The 15,559-nt window shown below is 65.4% G+C and carries 15 protein-coding genes; 7 read left to right on the top strand and 8 right to left on the bottom strand.

Going from position 1 to position 15,559, the window contains the following annotated elements; genetic code table 11:
* Positions 1–9 precede the first annotated feature (9 nt).
* The 7 genes from O4220_RS06855 to O4220_RS06825 all read right to left on the bottom strand — a co-directional run bounded on the left by O4220_RS06855 (position 10) and on the right by O4220_RS06825 (position 7,782).
* Positions 10–1,257, bottom strand: coding sequence for an APC family permease (locus O4220_RS06855; RefSeq protein WP_269602921.1), 1,248 nt, complete (start codon positions 1,255–1,257; stop codon positions 10–12).
* Between the two features lie 66 nt (positions 1,258–1,323).
* Entirely contained in the window at positions 1,324–2,421 is a 1,098-nt protein-coding gene (locus tag O4220_RS06850; RefSeq protein ID WP_269602920.1) for a serine hydrolase domain-containing protein, read from the bottom strand.
* A gap of 47 nt (positions 2,422–2,468) precedes the next feature.
* A complete protein-coding gene (gene nhaA, locus O4220_RS06845; RefSeq protein ID WP_269602919.1) occupies positions 2,469–3,749 on the bottom strand; it encodes a Na+/H+ antiporter NhaA in 1,281 nt (426 codons plus the stop codon).
* Positions 3,750–3,931: 182 nt separating this feature from the next.
* The gene (locus tag O4220_RS06840; protein ID WP_269602918.1) at positions 3,932–4,315 is read right to left on the bottom strand and encodes a DUF3054 domain-containing protein; all 384 of its coding nucleotides are present in this window, start codon (positions 4,313–4,315) and stop codon (positions 3,932–3,934) included.
* 190 nt (positions 4,316–4,505) lie between these two features.
* Positions 4,506–5,057, bottom strand: coding sequence for a YceI family protein (locus O4220_RS06835; RefSeq protein WP_269602917.1), 552 nt, complete (start codon positions 5,055–5,057; stop codon positions 4,506–4,508).
* Between the two features lie 109 nt (positions 5,058–5,166).
* Positions 5,167–6,264: a lysylphosphatidylglycerol synthase transmembrane domain-containing protein gene (locus O4220_RS06830; protein WP_269602986.1), complete on the bottom strand. Its 1,098-nt coding sequence runs from the start codon at positions 6,262–6,264 to the stop codon at positions 5,167–5,169.
* Between the two features lie 42 nt (positions 6,265–6,306).
* Positions 6,307–7,782 carry an adenylate/guanylate cyclase domain-containing protein gene (locus O4220_RS06825; RefSeq protein ID WP_269602985.1) on the bottom strand — a complete coding sequence of 492 codons (1,476 nt, stop codon included), beginning with the start codon at positions 7,780–7,782 and terminating at the stop codon, positions 6,307–6,309.
* A 73-nt stretch (positions 7,783–7,855) separates the two neighbouring features.
* Here O4220_RS06825 and O4220_RS06820 point away from each other — a divergent pair, with 73 nt between their 5' ends.
* From O4220_RS06820 to O4220_RS06805, 4 genes are read left to right on the top strand one after another with little or no spacing between them, the layout of a single operon-like run.
* Complete coding sequence (locus O4220_RS06820) at positions 7,856–9,145, top strand: AI-2E family transporter (protein ID WP_420030321.1); 1,290 nt, start codon at positions 7,856–7,858, stop codon at positions 9,143–9,145.
* A complete protein-coding gene (gene macS / locus O4220_RS06815; protein WP_420030320.1) occupies positions 9,135–10,301 on the top strand; it encodes a MacS family sensor histidine kinase in 1,167 nt (388 codons plus the stop codon). The genes O4220_RS06820 and macS overlap by 11 nt, the downstream gene beginning before the upstream one ends.
* A gap of 29 nt (positions 10,302–10,330) precedes the next feature.
* Entirely contained in the window at positions 10,331–10,957 is a 627-nt protein-coding gene (locus tag O4220_RS06810; protein WP_269602983.1) for a response regulator, read from the top strand.
* 37 nt (positions 10,958–10,994) lie between these two features.
* Positions 10,995–11,213: an autophagy-related protein 2 gene (locus O4220_RS06805; RefSeq protein ID WP_269602915.1), complete on the top strand. Its 219-nt coding sequence runs from the start codon at positions 10,995–10,997 to the stop codon at positions 11,211–11,213.
* A 2-nt stretch (positions 11,214–11,215) separates the two neighbouring features.
* Here O4220_RS06805 and O4220_RS06800 read toward each other — a convergent pair whose 3' ends face one another.
* Complete coding sequence (locus O4220_RS06800; RefSeq protein WP_269602914.1) at positions 11,216–11,605, bottom strand: MarR family transcriptional regulator; 390 nt, start codon at positions 11,603–11,605, stop codon at positions 11,216–11,218.
* A gap of 110 nt (positions 11,606–11,715) precedes the next feature.
* Between O4220_RS06800 and O4220_RS06795 the strand changes: the two genes are divergently transcribed.
* The 3 genes from O4220_RS06795 (at position 11,716) to O4220_RS06785 (ending at position 15,503) form a co-directional block, all read left to right on the top strand.
* A complete protein-coding gene (locus tag O4220_RS06795; protein WP_269602913.1) occupies positions 11,716–12,828 on the top strand; it encodes a glycosyltransferase in 1,113 nt (370 codons plus the stop codon).
* A 19-nt stretch (positions 12,829–12,847) separates the two neighbouring features.
* Positions 12,848–13,498: a DUF1707 SHOCT-like domain-containing protein gene (locus O4220_RS06790; RefSeq protein WP_269602912.1), complete on the top strand. Its 651-nt coding sequence runs from the start codon at positions 12,848–12,850 to the stop codon at positions 13,496–13,498.
* Between the two features lie 73 nt (positions 13,499–13,571).
* Positions 13,572–15,503: a DUF2339 domain-containing protein gene (locus tag O4220_RS06785; RefSeq protein ID WP_269602911.1), complete on the top strand. Its 1,932-nt coding sequence runs from the start codon at positions 13,572–13,574 to the stop codon at positions 15,501–15,503.
* Positions 15,504–15,559 lie beyond the last annotated feature (56 nt).

Genomic DNA, 15,559 nt, shown 5'->3' with positions numbered 1-15,559 from the left:
AATCAGGCGTCAAGTGAACAGTTGCCGAACGCGGACGAGCCGATACGCGACACCGAGCACGACCACCACGGTTCCGACGGCAATGGACGTCGCAGGCAGCGTGGCTATCAGGACGATGCATCCGATACTGCCGACGATCTGCAGAGCCTTCGGGTACCGCCGGTTCTCGGTGTCCTGGGTGTAGGCGCTCAGGTTCGCAACCAGGTAGTACAGCAGCAACCCGAACGACGAGAAGCCGATGGCGTCACGCAGATCGACCACCAGGCCCAGCACGACGACGATCACGGCGAGCGTGATCTCGGCCCGGTGCGGAACCGAATAGCGCGGATGGACGGCGGTCAGATACGAAGGAAGGTCGTGGTGGCGGGCCATCGCCAGCGAGGTCCGGCCGATGCCTGCGATCAGCGCGAGCAACGCTCCCAGCGCAGCCAGGCCGGCACCGATCCGCATCAGTGGCGAGGCCCATGAATGTCCCGAAGCGACGACCAGATCGACCAGTGGCGCGGACGACGAGGCCAGGAGTTCGGGGCCGAGGGCCGACAACAGCGTCAGTGCAACCACCGCGTAGACCAGCAGGGCGATACCGAGGGCGGAAACGATCGCGCGCGGGATGGTGCGCTCGGGACGGATGACCTCCTCGCCGAGGGTGGCGATGCGCGCGTAGCCCGCGAAGGCGAAGAACAGCAGACCGGCCGATTGCAGAATGCCGTACCACCCCTTCTCGGTGAACGAGTCGAGTCCATCGACGGGCGGCCCGGAGGATCCAACCAGTCCCAGGACCACCCCCACGACGAGGACGGTCAGCACCGCGGCGACGAGGATCTTCGTCAGCATGGCCGTGCGGGTGATGCCGAAGTAGTTCACCGCTGTCAACGCGATAATGGCAAGTATCGCAACGAGTTCGGTGTATCCGGCAGGTGCGACATAGGCCGCGAACACCAGTGCCATGGCCGCCGAGCTCGAGGTCTTGCCGATGACGAAGCTCCACCCGGCCAAGAACCCCGGCCACTCGCCGAGTCGTTCACGACCGTAGATGTACGTGCCACCCGAAGTCGGGTACTGGGCGGCCAACTGCGCGGAGGAGGTGGCGTTGCAGAACGCCACGACCGCGGCGATGGCAAGACCGATGAGCAGGCCTGCACCTGCAACGGCCGACGCCGGGGCGAACGACGCGAACACTCCGGCCCCGACCATCGAGCCGACACCGATGACGATGGCATCGACAAGGCGGAGTCGACGGGCCAGCGGCTGCGTCACGCCCGAAACCGGTTCTCGATCACGGCGGCAACTGTAGGCGCTGCGATCGACTCAGCGTAGGTCTTGTCAGCGCAGTTTCTGGAACTCCGACAGCAGCGCGAAGGTGGCCTCGCACAACTCGGTCTGCGTCAGCAAGATGCCGATTGTGCCGTCCGGGTCGACGAAGAAGTCGGTGCCCTGCCCGCCGGACCAGCCGTACCGACCGAGGTGATCTCCTTCGGTGACGACCGAGACGCCGAATCCCCACCCTGTGCCCGACCAGAAGCCCGGGAAGAAACTCTCGTCGGTCTTGATCGACGCGGGTACCTGGTCGTGTGTCATCAGCTCCGAGTGCTCGGTCGACACCAGCGTCGCGATCGCACGAAGAAAGCGGTGAAAATCGGTCACCGTCGACACCAACTCGCCGTGACTCACGTCGACAGGGGGCGGCCCCGCGTAGGGCCCGCCTGCGGCCGGTTCGGTCTCGATCAACGACCCGTCCTCGAACCGGTAGGCCGCCGTCAGGCGATGGCATCGGTCGGTCGGCACCCACAGTCCGGTGTCGGGCATGTCGAGTGGCTTGAACAGGTCGTCGCGGAGGTGATCCTGCAGAGACCGGCCGACGATGCGAGAGACGAGGATGCCGAGAATCGCGAAGCCGTGGTGGTAGCGCCACCCGGTACCTGGCGGAAAAGCCAGAGGAAGATCCGCCATGCGTGCCAACCACTCGTCCGCGCCGAGCGGAGACGGCGCGGGGCCGGCTTCCGTGTCGTTGTCCCTCATCGCCCGGGCCAGCGGGGTGTCTCCCATCTGAATCCCGTACCCACTGGTGTTGGTGAGCAAGTGCCGCAACGTGATCGGTCTGCCCTGAGGAACAGTGTCGTCGAGCGCAGCGTCGGGGCGGGTGAGTACGGGGCGGCCGGCGAGTTCGGGAAGCCAGGGCACGACGTCGTCGTCGAGCGTCAGTCGGCCCGCCTCCACGAGCCGCAGGGCGGCCACGCTGGTGACGATCTTGGTCATCGACTGAATCCGGACGATGGCGTCGACTGTCATCGGTGGACCGCCGACCGCCGATGACCCGACCGCGACGGGTTCCGTATCAGGGCCACCCAGGAGCGCTACCGCCCCCGGCATCAGTCCGGCATCGGTGTGCCGGGTCAACAGTTCGCGCAGGGTTCCGCTCACGGACTCATCGTGTCACCGGAGCGGTCGGATTCCAACGATCGCTACTCCTATTTCTGGTACACGTCCGGGATGCCGTCGTGGTCGTCGTCGCGGGTCTCTTCGATGTAGAAGTCCCGGTACGCCTTGTTGCGGGTTCGCAGAATGATCGAGGCGATGGTGGCAGCAATGATCGACCCGGTGAGCACGCCGACCTTGACGTGGTCGTCGCGCTCAGTTCCTTCGCCGAAAGCGAGGTCGCCGATCAGCAGCGACACGGTGAATCCGATACCCGCGAGCATTGCGACACCGAACACGTCGAGCCATTTCAGACCGGCGTCCAGCGTCGCTCGGGTGAAGCGCGAGACCAGATAGGTGGTGCCGAAGATGCCGATGGCCTTACCGATGACGAGGCCGGCGATGATGCCGATGGCGATCGGATCGGTGAGGGCACTGCGTAGACCGGAGAAGCCTCCTACGGTCACGCCGGCCGCACAGAAGGCGAAGAGTGGCACCGCGATTCCCGCGGAGATGGGCCGAATCTTGTGTTCGAAGTGTTCGGCGAGTCCGGGGCCAGCATCGGGGCCGCCGTTGGCCTTGCTCCGGATCACCGGGACCGCGAACCCGAGCAGAACGCCCGCGACGGTGGCGTGGACGCCGGACTCGTGCATGAGCACCCACGTCACCACGGCCAGCGGAATGAGAACCCACCACGAGCGAATACGCATCTGCACGGCGACGGCGAACAGCGCCAGCGGAACGAGCGTCAGTCCGAGCGCGATGAAGTTGATGTCGTCGGTGTAGAAGATTGCGATGACACTGACGGCCAGGAGGTCGTCGACCACAGCCAGAGTCAGCAGAAAGGTCCGCAAGGCAGTCGGAAGATGCGTGCTGATCACAGCGAGAACGGCGACGGCGAACGCGATGTCGGTTGCTGTGGGTATGGCCCAGCCGAGCAGTGCGCCGTCCCCGGTGCCGAGATTGAACAGCACGAAAATGACTGCGGGAACTACCATTCCGCCGACGGCGGCGGCCACCGGCAATGCGGCACGTGCCGGATCGCGCAGATCACCGGCAACGAACTCGCGTTTGAGTTCGAGTCCGACGACGAAGAAGAAGATGGCCAGCAGCCCGTCGGCGGCCCATGTCGAGAGCGTCAGATCGAGATGCAGTGCCGAGGGCCCGACGCGGGTGCTCATCAGCGAGTCGTATGCCGCGGACCAGGGTGAGTTGGCCCAGATCAACGCGACAAGAGTGGCGACGAGGAGCAATGCGCCACCGACGGTCTCCTTGCGGAGAATCTGCGCGACGCGGTCGGCCTCGGACCACGAACCGCGGGAGAACAGCGGCAATCGTGCTTTCGGTGTGGATGAACCAGTCGGACTTGGTGAATCAGACACAGTGACAGGGCCTTTCGATAGCAACGTCGTGCCGTGCGAACCCGTCGAGTGGAAGGGCATGTGCGCAGCACAGAACAGTTGCCGACCAGACTTCCCGGCGCACCGTGGATGATCCTATCGCGTCGAGGCCCCTGTCACCGAACCGAGGGGATGAATTTGGCGAGCGCTCGCCAACCCAGCAACAGAACTGCCGTGGACAGAGTTGCCACGATGATGAAGGACCCAGCTGTCCCTTGCCCGGTCAGTGCCCGCAGCACCATGCCCACCGCGACCGTCATCACCCACACGACGATGCCCGTCGGGACGATGAGGAACGCGTCGAACTTGTTGCGGTACAGCGCGAATGTGACGATCCAGCCGATGGCCGCACCGACGACGAACGGCCAGGCGGTGTGGAAGAGGCCGGACAGCGCGGTGGTCTCGGCATGGCTGCGACGGCCGATCGCGGCGAACAGCAGGACCATCAGCAGGTCGAGGACGGCAGCAACTGCGGGGGATCGAAACTTCACGCGCCCCACTGTAGACACCTGCAGCGAACGGCCCGTACCGCGAATGCGATACGGGCCGTTCGGTGGTCCACCCGGCGTGGATCAATGTGGGTTTCAGTCGCTTGGACTGCAACAAAGCCGCATTGATCCGGAGGGGGGGAGGGGGGATCCGGAGGGGGGAGGGGGGATCCGGAAGGGGGGAGGGCAGGAAGCTGACGAATTACGCCTGCAGTCCGGCTTCGATTTCCAGGTTCAGTGTGATCTTGTCGCCGACGACTGCGCCGCCGCCCTCGAGGGGCATGTCGATGCTGATGCCGAAGTCCTTGCGGTTGATGACGGTGCTCGCCTCGAAGCCGGCGACCGGTCCGTTGCCCATGCCGGCGTTGACGCCGTTGAACTCGAGCTTGAGATCGATGGAGTTGGTGACGCCGTGAAGGGTGAAGTCACCGGTGACGATGAAGTCTCCGCCGTCGGCCTTGACCGAGGTGGACTTGAACGTTGCGGTGGGGAACTTCTCGACCTCGAAGAAGTCGGCGGTCTTGAGGTGGCCGTCGCGCTGGGCGTTGTCGGTCGTGATCGAGGTGACGTCGATCTCGGCGTCGACGGACGGGGTGCCGTCGGCGTCGACGGTGATGGTTCCGGTGAAGGCCTGGAAACGGCCGCGGACCTTGCTGACCACCAGGTGGCGGACGGTGAATCCGACGGTGGAGTGGGTTGCGTCGATGGCCCAGGTGCCTGCGGTGAGCTCGGGAAGTGCGATGGCGGTGGTCATGGTGACTCCTAGTGGGTTGAAGTTTCAATGCTCATAGTACACAAGCGGACCAGGGTCCGTATATATTCCGCATGAACAGAAAGTGACGAACGCCACTGAACGTCTGCGTTTATGCCGGCTCCGGATCGCCCTTCGCGTCCCGGCTGTTCTCGGTGCGACCCAGCTCTGCGGTCTCCTGCTGTTCGAGCGCAATGTCGAATTCGAGATCGGCGTGCTGATGCTTACGAAAGAGCACCAGAAACACGATCCACCCGACGATGGCGACAAGGATGAAACTGACCCCGCGATAGACCAGCGCCGACGCGACCGCCTGTGACGCAGTGATCGATGCGGCGCTGGTCAAGAACGCGATGAGGGTCGCGTCGACGACGACCAGACCGCCCGGCGCGAGTGGAACGGATCCGACGGCCTTGCCCGCAGCGAAGGCGATGAGCAAACCGGACAGACGTGGATCCGCGCCGACGGCGAAGCACGCGAATGCCAGGCACGCCACGTCGCCGAGTCGATGTACGGCCGACCACGACAGCGTCAGCGCTCCGTCGCGTTTACCGAGCTGGACGGACTGAATCTGGCCGATGATCTTGTCGATGCCCTCGGCCCCGGCGTCGAGCTCGTGGTTGCGGAACGCGTTGTAGCGGCGCAGTCCCCAGCGGGCGACGGTCTTGATCGACTGAGGATGGTTCGAGATGTAGCGGACGGCGACGACGATTGCGATGACTCCGGCGATCGGCAGCACCACGGTGAACGTGTTGAACGAACTACCGACGACCAATCCTCCGGCCACCCCGAGGACGGCCAGTCCCGCTGCGGCGATAACTCCGGAGATGGCCAACTGCCACGACGCCACCACCGGGCTCGCGCCCCAGCGACGGGTCTCGCGATACGTGAACGCCGTCGAGAAGACCTGCCCGGCGGGGAGAGTGAGCGCCATCGCGGTACTGCCGTAGATGACGGCAACGGACTTGCGCTGACGTACTTTCACGCCGCCGGCGTCGAGTAGTTGTTTCTGCACTCGGCCGAACGCGCTCAGTGACACCGCTTGAGCCAGGACGCAGGCCGCCAACCAACCCCAGTGGATTTCGCGGACGGCAGTCCAGGATTCGTGCAGCCGCGGCCACAGGTAGATCGCCTCGCCCACCAGCAGTGCCACCAGGGCGATTCCGGCGATCCACTTGACCCACCGGAGTCGGTTTCGCGGACGCCGCATTGCGGGTCCGCGGGTGGAGCTGGGGTCGGGCACCTTGTCAGACTAACCGTCGCCGGGTGTGGCGTCGGGATACTCGATCGGCCAGGCCAGGTGGGTGGCCCGTCGTCGACCACGCAGCTGAACCTGGTCACCCAACTCCCACTGTTCCTGTTCCTCGTCGTCGGCGAAGTACAGGGCCGAGGTCGACGCCAGGACGCGTCCGGGGCGCAGTTTCGCCAGCTCGGTGAGTCGCGAGGCCTCGTTGACCGGGTCTCCGATGACCGTGTACTCGAAGCGTTCCGAGGCTCCGATGTTGCCGGCGACGGCAAGACCCGCCGAGACGCCGATGCCGATGTCGAGACCGGTGATCTCGTTGAGGGCGAATCGCAGTTCACGGGCGGCTGCGAGCGCGGCGGTGGGCGCGTCGGGACGATCGAGTGGGGCTCCGAAGATCGCGAGGGCCGCGTCGCCCATGAACTTGTTGACGAAGCCGTGATGACGTCCGACGACATCGACGACGACGCGGAAGAACTCGTTGAGCAGCACCACGACTTCGCTCGGTGGGCGCTCGGAGGCGGTGGCAGTGGAGCCGACCATGTCCACGAACAGCACCGCGACGAATCGTGTTTCGCCGCCGAGTTCGGTACCGAATTGCAGTGCGCGACGTGCTACGTCCTCGCCGACATGCTGGCCGAACAGCTCTCGCAGGACGCGTCGTTCGGCGGATTCCTCCATCATGCGGTTGAAGCCGACCTGCAGGCGCCCGATCTCGCTGCCGTCGAACACGTCGACCTCGACGTCGGTCTCGCCGCGCTGAACACGTTCGATGGCGCTGTGCAGCTGGCTGATCGGGTCCGAGATCTGGCTCGCGGTGAGCATCGAGAGCACGAAGGCCTGCACTATGGCCAGCACGCTGAGCAGGATGATGGCGACGGCCAGCGCGTTGGGGGAGAACACCAGATCGGTGGTCAGCTGGGTGGCGCACAGCAGGATGATGCCGATGACGGGCATCAGCGTGCCCAGTCCCCACGTCATGGCCATACGGGTGCCGACGCCGGGCGTCATCGTGCGATCGAAGCGGCCCTCGCTCAGAGCCATGGCCGCGACCGGCCGCAGGATGCGCTCGCCGAGCATGTAGGTGAATCCGAAGGTGACCGTCGCGGCCATTCCGACGGTGACGATGACCGCGATCGAGAGCGACGGCATCTCTGCGATGGTCAGCAGCACGAAGATGATGCCGCCGATGATCCACAGAATCAGGTGCACGATCGCCTGACGCAACGGCGCGTGCAGCGTCGTCATCTGTTCCTTGCGGGTGGGCGGGCCACCGCGGAGTTGCCACCTGATGACCGAGCGCAGCAGCGTGTACGCGTAGATCAGGCTGACCACCAGGGCGACACCCAGATATGCACCGAATATGTACACGTTGCGGACGCGGTCGGCGACGATCGATTCCGATTCCGGGATGGGCAGGCCGTAGCGCACGAATGCGAACACGAGCACGGCCCCGAAGACATTGGCGATGAGCATCGAGAACATATAGAGCGGCCAGCGACTCTTCAGGGTGAGCGAGACCGCTCGGAAAGATGCCAGCACAGGTTAAATTTAGCGGGTGAGCACCGACGAGTTGCGGGCGCAAGGTACGGGGGCGTCCCCGGGCCCCACTTCGGCGGCAGATTCGGTGCACCCGCTGGTGCGGGTCGGGGCGGAATGGACGTGGCGACTACTTGTCCTGTTCGCCGGATTCATCACCTTCGCGTATGTAGTGGCGAAGCTGAGCACCGTCGTCATTCCCTTGGGTCTCGCACTGTTGGCGTCGGCAATGCTCGTGCCGGTCGTCGACTGGATGCATCGACGCGGAGTGCCGCGGGCCGTCGCGGTGATCATCGTGATCATCGCCAGCATCGGCGTCGTCGCCGGGATCATGACCTTCATCGTCGAGCAGTTCATCGAAGGTCTGCCGCAGGTGGGCGATCAATTCACCCAATCCATCAACGGCGTCGAGGAATGGCTCAGCAACGGACCGCTGCACATCAGCGAGGACCAGATTCGGCAGGCCACCGACAACCTGGTCAAGGTCATCCAAGACAACCAGGAAGCCGTCACCAGCGGTGCGCTGACGACTGCCGCGGTGATCGGTGAGATTCTCACCGGCGCACTGTTGACACTGTTCACCCTCATCTTCTTCCTGTACGGCGGCGATCAGATCTGGCAGTTCGTCACCCGGCTCGCGCCGACCGGAGCCCGCAGAAAGATCCGCACCGCGGGCATCCAGGGCTTCGGGTCCCTGGTGGGATACGTGCGCGCGACGGTTGCCGTGGCGGCCGCGGACGCCATCGGCATCGGTGCAGGCCTTGCCATTCTCGGTGTACCGCTGGCCCTGCCGCTGGCTTCGTTGGTGTTCATCGGCGCGTTCATCCCGATCATCGGTGCCGTGTTGACCGGATTCGTGGCCGTGTTCATCGCCCTGGTGACCAAGGGCCTGATCACCGCAGTGATCACCCTCGGCATCGTGGTCGCCGTCATGCAGCTCGAAGGGCATGTGCTCCAACCACTTCTGCTCGGACGTGCGGTACGGCTGCACCCACTGGCGGTGGTGCTGTCCATCACCGTCGGAATTCTGCTCGCCGGCATCGTCGGGGGCCTGCTCGCGGTCCCGATCGTCGCAGTTCTCAACACCGCCGTCCGGTCGCTGCTCGCCGACGATCCGGAGGAGGTCTACGAGGAACTCGAACCGACCGACCCGCTGTACGCCGCCGACGCCAGTGATCCGCACACACCTCCCGGTGCCGACGAGCCCGATCGACTTGCCAAGGGAGAACTGAAGATTCCGGACTCGATGACCTCGGACTCGATGACCTCGGATTCGAAAACCTCGGGCCAGAACACCGATGCGGACTGATCGGGTGCGGACCACGCTCACCTCGTCCGATCCCGACACCCCGCTGTGGCGGGCCTCGCAGGCCTTTCGCCTGATCACCCTCGTCTACGCCGTCAGCTATCAGGCTGCCACCGTCGACAATTACACCAACCCACGGTTGAGCTGGGTGTTCGTTGCCCTGATGGCCGTGTGGTCCGGGGCCTCGGCGTTGATGCTCGCGCGCGCATCGCTTCCGCGCTGGCAGGTGGTGCTCGCCGATCAGATCATCGTCATCGCGCTGATGGCGTCGACGCGACTGGTGGCCGATTACGACTGGTACAGCACCCGCCAGACCCTGCCGACCACGCTGTGGGCCACCAACGCCGTCATCTCCGCGGCAATCCTGTTGGGCCCCAAGGGCGGGATTGCGTCCGGTGTCGTGATGTCGGTGGTCAGCGCGCTCGTTCGCGACCGCTTCGACTCGGACCTCTGGTCCGACGCCACCGCTCCGGTATTGCTCTCGGCCGGGCTGGCGCTGGGGATGGCATCGAACACCGCTCGGCGCGCTCACGAGGAGCTGCAACGCGCAGCTCGATCGGCCGCGATCACCGAGGAACGTGAACGACTCGCCCGGCAGGTGCACGACGGGGTGCTGCAGGTACTGGCTCTCGTGCGCCGAAGAGGACTCGAAATAGGCGGGTCTGCAGCCGAACTCGCGAACCTTGCCGGTGAGCAGGAAGTCGCTCTGCGGGTGCTGATCTCGGAACAGGCCGCTCCGCGCGGCGATCACACCGGCTCGATCGTCGACGTTCGAGCGCTGCTGCGCACGCAGGCGAGTACCGCTGTCTCCGTATCGACTCCGGCGGATCCGGTTCTCGTCGAATCCGAGGTGGCCGAGGAACTCGCCGCTGTCGTGGCCACAGCGCTGTCCAACGTCGAACTCCACGCCGGTGTCGATGCCAAGGCCTACGTGCTGCTCGAGGACGTCGACGGGGAATTGATCGTCAGTATCCGCGACGACGGCCACGGAATTCCTGCCGGACGCCTCGCTGCCGCCGAAGCCGAGGGCCGGATGGGCGTCTCGAAATCGATACTGGGTCGCGTCGAATCTCTCGGTGGCACAGCATTGCTCGATACCGCCGACGGCGAGGGAACCGAATGGGAGATTCGTCTTCCTCGAACGAAGGGACTTCGATGACAGAGGAAACGAATGCCGAGATCGCAGTGATGGTCGTCGACGATCACCCGATGTGGCGCGACGGCGTCGCCCGTGATCTCGAGGCCGCCGGATTCAGGGTCGTCGCCACCGCGGACGGTGTCGCCGCTGCCGGGCGCCGCGCCCGAGCCACCACTCCCGACGTCGTGCTGATGGACATGCACCTGCCCGACGGCAACGGGGCCGACGCCACCGTGGCCGTCCTGGAGGCGTCGCCCGAGACCAAGATCCTGGTGCTCTCCGCCTCTGCCGAACGCAGCGATGTGCTCGACGCGATCAAGGCAGGTGCGACGGGTTACCTGGTCAAGAGTGCATCGGCGGAGGAACTGTTCGACGCCGTCCGCGCGACATCGGCCGGGCAAGCGGTGTTCACTCCCGGCCTCGCAGGTCTGGTCCTCGGGGAGTTCCGGCGGATGTCGTCGTCCCCCGAAGCTGAATCCGACGCTCGCCCGACGCTGACCGACCGGGAAACCGAGGTACTCCGACTGGTGGCAAAGGGTTTGAGCGCCAAGCAGATTGCGACGCGATTGACTCTCAGTCACCGCACCGTCGAGAATCATGTGCAGGCGACGTTGCGGAAATTGCAGCTGGCCAACCGCGTCGAACTGACCCGCTACGCCATCGAGAAGGGCCTGTAGGGGTTTGCGTCCCGGGCCGACGGGCACTCTTGACTCCATGACCGACAACAAAGCAGTGGATTCCACGGTGGACCCGGCGAAGCACTCGAAAGGTGTCGACGCCGACCTCGATCAGACCGGTGCCGAACGCGACGAGGCGATCGACGAGTTCGACGGCCATCTCGACGGATCGGGTGAGGAGCCTTCCCTACCGACGCCCGAACCGACCCACGTCGCCGACAAATCCGACGAGAAGACCGTCACGCGCTCCGAGTAGCGCTACTGCGCGCACAGTTTGCCGAGCGCGAACTTGGCGACCGGTACGTACGGCAGGACCAGGGGCATCGGGCCGTCGATCGTCAGCCAGGCTCTGGTGCCGCTGGGCCGTGAGACGACGCCGTGCGTCAGGTCGACCCCGATGGCGTGGTTCTGGAACCACGCCGACCATGCCCAGGTCCACGATCGCTCGTCGACCGAATGCACCCTGAAATCGATCGGCAATCCCAGCGGCCCCAGCACTCGGCCGGTGCTGTCCGCGGTGAGTCGCTCCCCGCGGTATTCGACGCCGATGATCTGGGGAGCCCAGGTCTTCCATGCCGTCGGCTCCATGTAGCGCTCCCAGACCTCGGGCGCTGCGGCGTTTCCGGTGGATTGCAGTGTTACTCGCATCTGTTCCACCTACCCGCTGGTAGCGATCTCCACACAGAAATTCGGCGAGGGTTGGGCCACTGTCCATCGCCGCGGTGCCCGGTGGACGCGCGGACGAGAAGACTGAGCGGGTGCGCATCGTCCAAGTGGCAAACTTCTACGGCCCGCGGTCCGGTGGTTTGCGGACGGCGGTCGACCAGCTCGGATCGGGTTATGTCGCTGCTGGTCACGACGTGACGCTGATCGTGCCAGGAGCACAGTGGAGCGAGGAACAGTTGCCCTCGGGAGTGGTGCGCATCGAGGTGCCCGCACCGCAGATCCCGGGCACCGGCGGCTACCGCGTGGCCGACCCGCGCCGGGTGTCCGCAGTGGCGGGCGGTCTGACGCCCGACGTCATCGAAGTGTCGGACCGGCTGACGCTGCGCGGCATGGGTAGGTGGGCCGCTCGGCGAGATGTGCGGAGCGTGATGATCTCCCACGAACGCCTCGACCGTCTGCTCGCGCAGACGATGCCGATGCGCTGTGCCCGGCCCTGTGCCGATCTGGCGAATTTTCGCACCGCCGAGCAGTACGACGCCGTTGTGTGCACCACCGAGTTCGCGCAACGGGAGTTCGAGCGTATCGGCGTCGGCAACGTTCATCGGGTGCCGCTCGGGGTGGATCTCGACCTGTTTCACCCGCGACGGCGGCGCGTGGTCGACCGATCGGCATGGTTGGGCGACGCCGATCGCCTGCTGGTGCACTGTGGCCGGCTGTCGGTGGAGAAGCACGTCGAGAGAAGTATCGATTCTCTTGCGGCGCTCAATGCTTCGGGCATACGTGCTCGGTTGGTCATCGCCGGCGACGGTCCCCGCCGGGCCGGCCTCGAACGGCGCGCCCGCGGCCTACCCGTCGACTTCCTCGGTTTCGTAGCAGGCAGATCGACCGTCGCCGCGCTGCTGGCCTCGGCCGACATCGCTCTCGCACCCGGACCGCACGAGACCTTCGGACTCGCCGCGCTGGAATCACTGGCGGCGGGTACACCCGTCGTCGTCTCGGAATCCTCGGCATTGGCCCAGATCGTCACCCCGCAGTGCGGGGGATCCTCGAAGAACACCGCCGATGGATTCGCTACGGAGATCGAGCGAGTGCTCGAACTGCCGGTCGACGGCCGCCGCGCCGCCTCGAGACTGCGCGCCGAAGAGTTCGGTTGGCCCGCGTCGGTGTCCGGAATGCTGTCGGTTCTCGGCGGTCGCGCAGCCTGATCTTCGCTACCCTGAGTGCATGGAGGCAAGGGATCTGCGAGTGTCCGATGCCGAACGTGAACACGTCGGGCAATTGCTGCAACGCGCCGTGGGGCAGGGCATGCTCTCGCTCGGTGAGTTCACCGAGCGTATGGACACCGCTCTGGCGTCGAAGACCCGCGGTGAGCTGAACTCGGTACTCGCCGACCTGCCCGGGATGCAGATCGCCGAGGAGCATCGGCCGTCCGCGAAGCCTCTGGCTGGGCAGACCCCGAAGTCCGCACCGCATCGTGTTGTTCAGGAGCACTGGGGGCACGGCAGCGGCGCGTCGGACACACTGCGCGGCACCATGTCCACCATCACCCGCAAGGGACCGTGGAACGTGCCGCCGAGCCTGCGCGTCTCCACCCGCATGTCCACGGTGACGCTCGACTTCACCCAGGCAGTCATGTCGACGCAAGTGGTCGAGATACACGTCGACGACTACTGCAGCACCGTGACACTGATCGTGCCCACCGAAGCGACCGTCGACCTCAACGGTGTCGACACGGTGGCGGGCAGCGCCACCAACAAGGTCCGAACCGGCCCGCCCTACGGGCCGCTGCATCTGGTCGTGTCGGGCAAGGTTCGTTTGGGCTCGGTGACCGCAAAACATCCCTTCGGCAGTTCGATTCGCAGGATGTTCGGCTGACAGGTCGACTACTCGAGCGATTCGAGTAGCACTACTCACGCTTTTCTGCGGCAATGCTCGCAGTATCTAACCCATGACTTCTTCCCAGAACTCCGGGCTGGATCCGCAACTCGTCGCCCGACTGTCCAGTCGTTTCGATTCCCTGGGCGACCACATGCGTCAGGTGGCCGTCGATCTGCAGACCCTGCAGTCGCAACTCGGTGCCGCTCGCCAGGCTCCTGCTCCCCAGGCTCCTGCTTCTCAGGCTCCTGCCCCGATGCCGCCCGCTCCCGTTGCGGTGTCCTATGCGCCGCCTTTCGTGCCGCAGCAGCTCCCGCCGCAGAACTACGGTCAGCCGATGTACCGAACCCTGGGGCAGCCCGCGAGCCAGCCGGTGGGTCGCACTCAGCCTGCTGCCCCTGGGCCGGTCGCAGCGCCGCGTGGGCCGGTTGTTGCGCCGCGTCCGCCCGCTCCGCCGAGGGAGCCCTGGTGGCAGCGCGACGGGGTCATCAGTCGTCTGTTGGCCGTTGCCGGGGCCGGCGTCACCCTCGTCGGTGTCGTGATGCTGTTGGTGCTCGCGGCACAGGCCGGGTGGTTCGGGCCGCCGCTGCGGGTTGCGGCCGGAGCCGTCTTCTCACTCGCGCTGATCGGTGCGGGCGTTCGGGTGTTCGGGCGTTCCGGTGGACGGGTCGGCGGAATTGCTCTCGCTGCCACCGGCATCGCGGGCCTGTACCTCGACGTGCTTGCGACGTCCGTTCTGTACGGCTGGCTCGATCCCGTGATCGGACTGATCGTTGCATTCGGAATTGCAGCTGCCGGAACAGCTCTGGCGGTGCAGTGGAAGTCGCAGCCGATGGCAGTATTGATTCTGGCCGGCGTCGCGGTGTGCGGCCCGGTACTGACCGAGGGTCTCACCCTGGCGTTGATCGCATTCTTCATCGCCACCTACGTCGCCAGCTTCCCCGCCCAGATCGGTCGGAATTGGCAGATCCTGCAAATTGTTCGGACCGTGCCCCTCGTCGGCGCGGTGTCGGCTGCGGTCGCGACTGCCGACATGAACGGCTCGACCGATAACTACTGGCTGCTTCTGGCCATCGTGCTCACGGCTGTCCTGGGCATCGGAATGTCGCTGGAGTTGCTGCGCCGCAACGTCTCCGATGTGGTTGCGACCGTGATGATCGCCCTGCCGGCGCTGCCGGTCCTGCTCTCCGTCGACATCTTCGACCGCGATATCACCGTCACCCTCCAACTGCTCCTTGCTGCTGCAGCAGTGGCGATCGTGGCTGTGGTGAGCTGGTTGCCGCAACATGCTCGCATCACGGTCGCGCTGATCGGTGCCCTCGCCACGTTGCAGGCTGCAGTCGAGTCGACGAGCCTCGAGATCCGTCCGGTCGCGCTGTTCGCTGTCGCCCTCGCTCTGCTCGCCGTGGCGCACAGCACTCGCTCGACACTTGCGTACCTGATCGGTAGCGGATTCGGCGTGATCGGTGCACTGATGTTCGTCTCTGTCTGCCCGCCCCGGGCGCTGTTGGACTCCGATTTCGCCGTCGGCAGTGCCGGCATCGTGGTCGGTGGAATCCTGCTGGCAGCAACGGCCTTCGCTTTCGCCTATGTACTGGCCGAATTGGACCTGGTCGACGACGGAATGCAGACCCTCGCCATCGTCGGCGGTGTACTCGCGCTCTACGGACTGACGGCGGCAACGGTCATGCTCGGCATCGGAATCGGCGGCGAATCAACAGGATTCACGGCAGGTCACACTGCGGCCACCATCGAGTGGATGATCGCAGCCTTCGCGCTCCTGGCCTTCGGGTTGCGTAGCGTCACGCACGCCCATGTAGCACTCGTGGCCGGACTGGCCTTGACAGCGGCGGCCATCGCAAAACTGTTCCTGTTCGACCTTGTCGCGCTGGACGGACTGTTCCGCGTCATCGCCTTCATCGCAGTAGGTCTGCTGCTGCTGATCGCGGGAACCCGATACGCCAAAGTGTTCGCTGATCGGGAGAGTGCGGCAGCGTCCTCCTGATCCCCTGCTGCGTCAATGGACCATTGCATACGTCTCGGCGGTGCAGTGGTTCATTC

This window comes from Rhodococcus ruber (assembly GCF_027270735.1).
GTDB lineage: Bacteria > Actinomycetota > Actinomycetes > Mycobacteriales > Mycobacteriaceae > Rhodococcoides > Rhodococcoides rubrum_A.
This window is presented reverse-complemented; position numbering and strand designations above follow the sequence as displayed.

Excerpts from the sequence above, each read along its gene's own strand:
- O4220_RS06835 (WP_269602917.1), bottom strand. The coding sequence starts at position 5,057 with ATGACCACCGCCATCGCACTTCCCGAGCTCACCGCAGGCACCTGGGCC.
- O4220_RS06830 (WP_269602986.1), bottom strand. The coding sequence starts at position 6,264 with ATGCGGCGTCCGCGAAACCGACTCCGGTGGGTCAAGTGGATCGCCGGA.
- O4220_RS06825 (WP_269602985.1), bottom strand. The coding sequence starts at position 7,782 with ATGTTCTCGATGCTCATCGCCAATGTCTTCGGGGCCGTGCTCGTGTTC.
- macS (WP_420030320.1), top strand. The coding sequence starts at position 9,135 with ATGCGGACTGATCGGGTGCGGACCACGCTCACCTCGTCCGATCCCGAC.
- O4220_RS06810 (WP_269602983.1), top strand. The coding sequence starts at position 10,331 with ATGGTCGTCGACGATCACCCGATGTGGCGCGACGGCGTCGCCCGTGAT.
- O4220_RS06805 (WP_269602915.1), top strand. The coding sequence starts at position 10,995 with ATGACCGACAACAAAGCAGTGGATTCCACGGTGGACCCGGCGAAGCAC.
- O4220_RS06800 (WP_269602914.1), bottom strand. The coding sequence starts at position 11,605 with ATGCGAGTAACACTGCAATCCACCGGAAACGCCGCAGCGCCCGAGGTC.
- O4220_RS06790 (WP_269602912.1), top strand. The coding sequence starts at position 12,848 with ATGGAGGCAAGGGATCTGCGAGTGTCCGATGCCGAACGTGAACACGTC.
- O4220_RS06785 (WP_269602911.1), top strand. The coding sequence starts at position 13,572 with ATGACTTCTTCCCAGAACTCCGGGCTGGATCCGCAACTCGTCGCCCGA.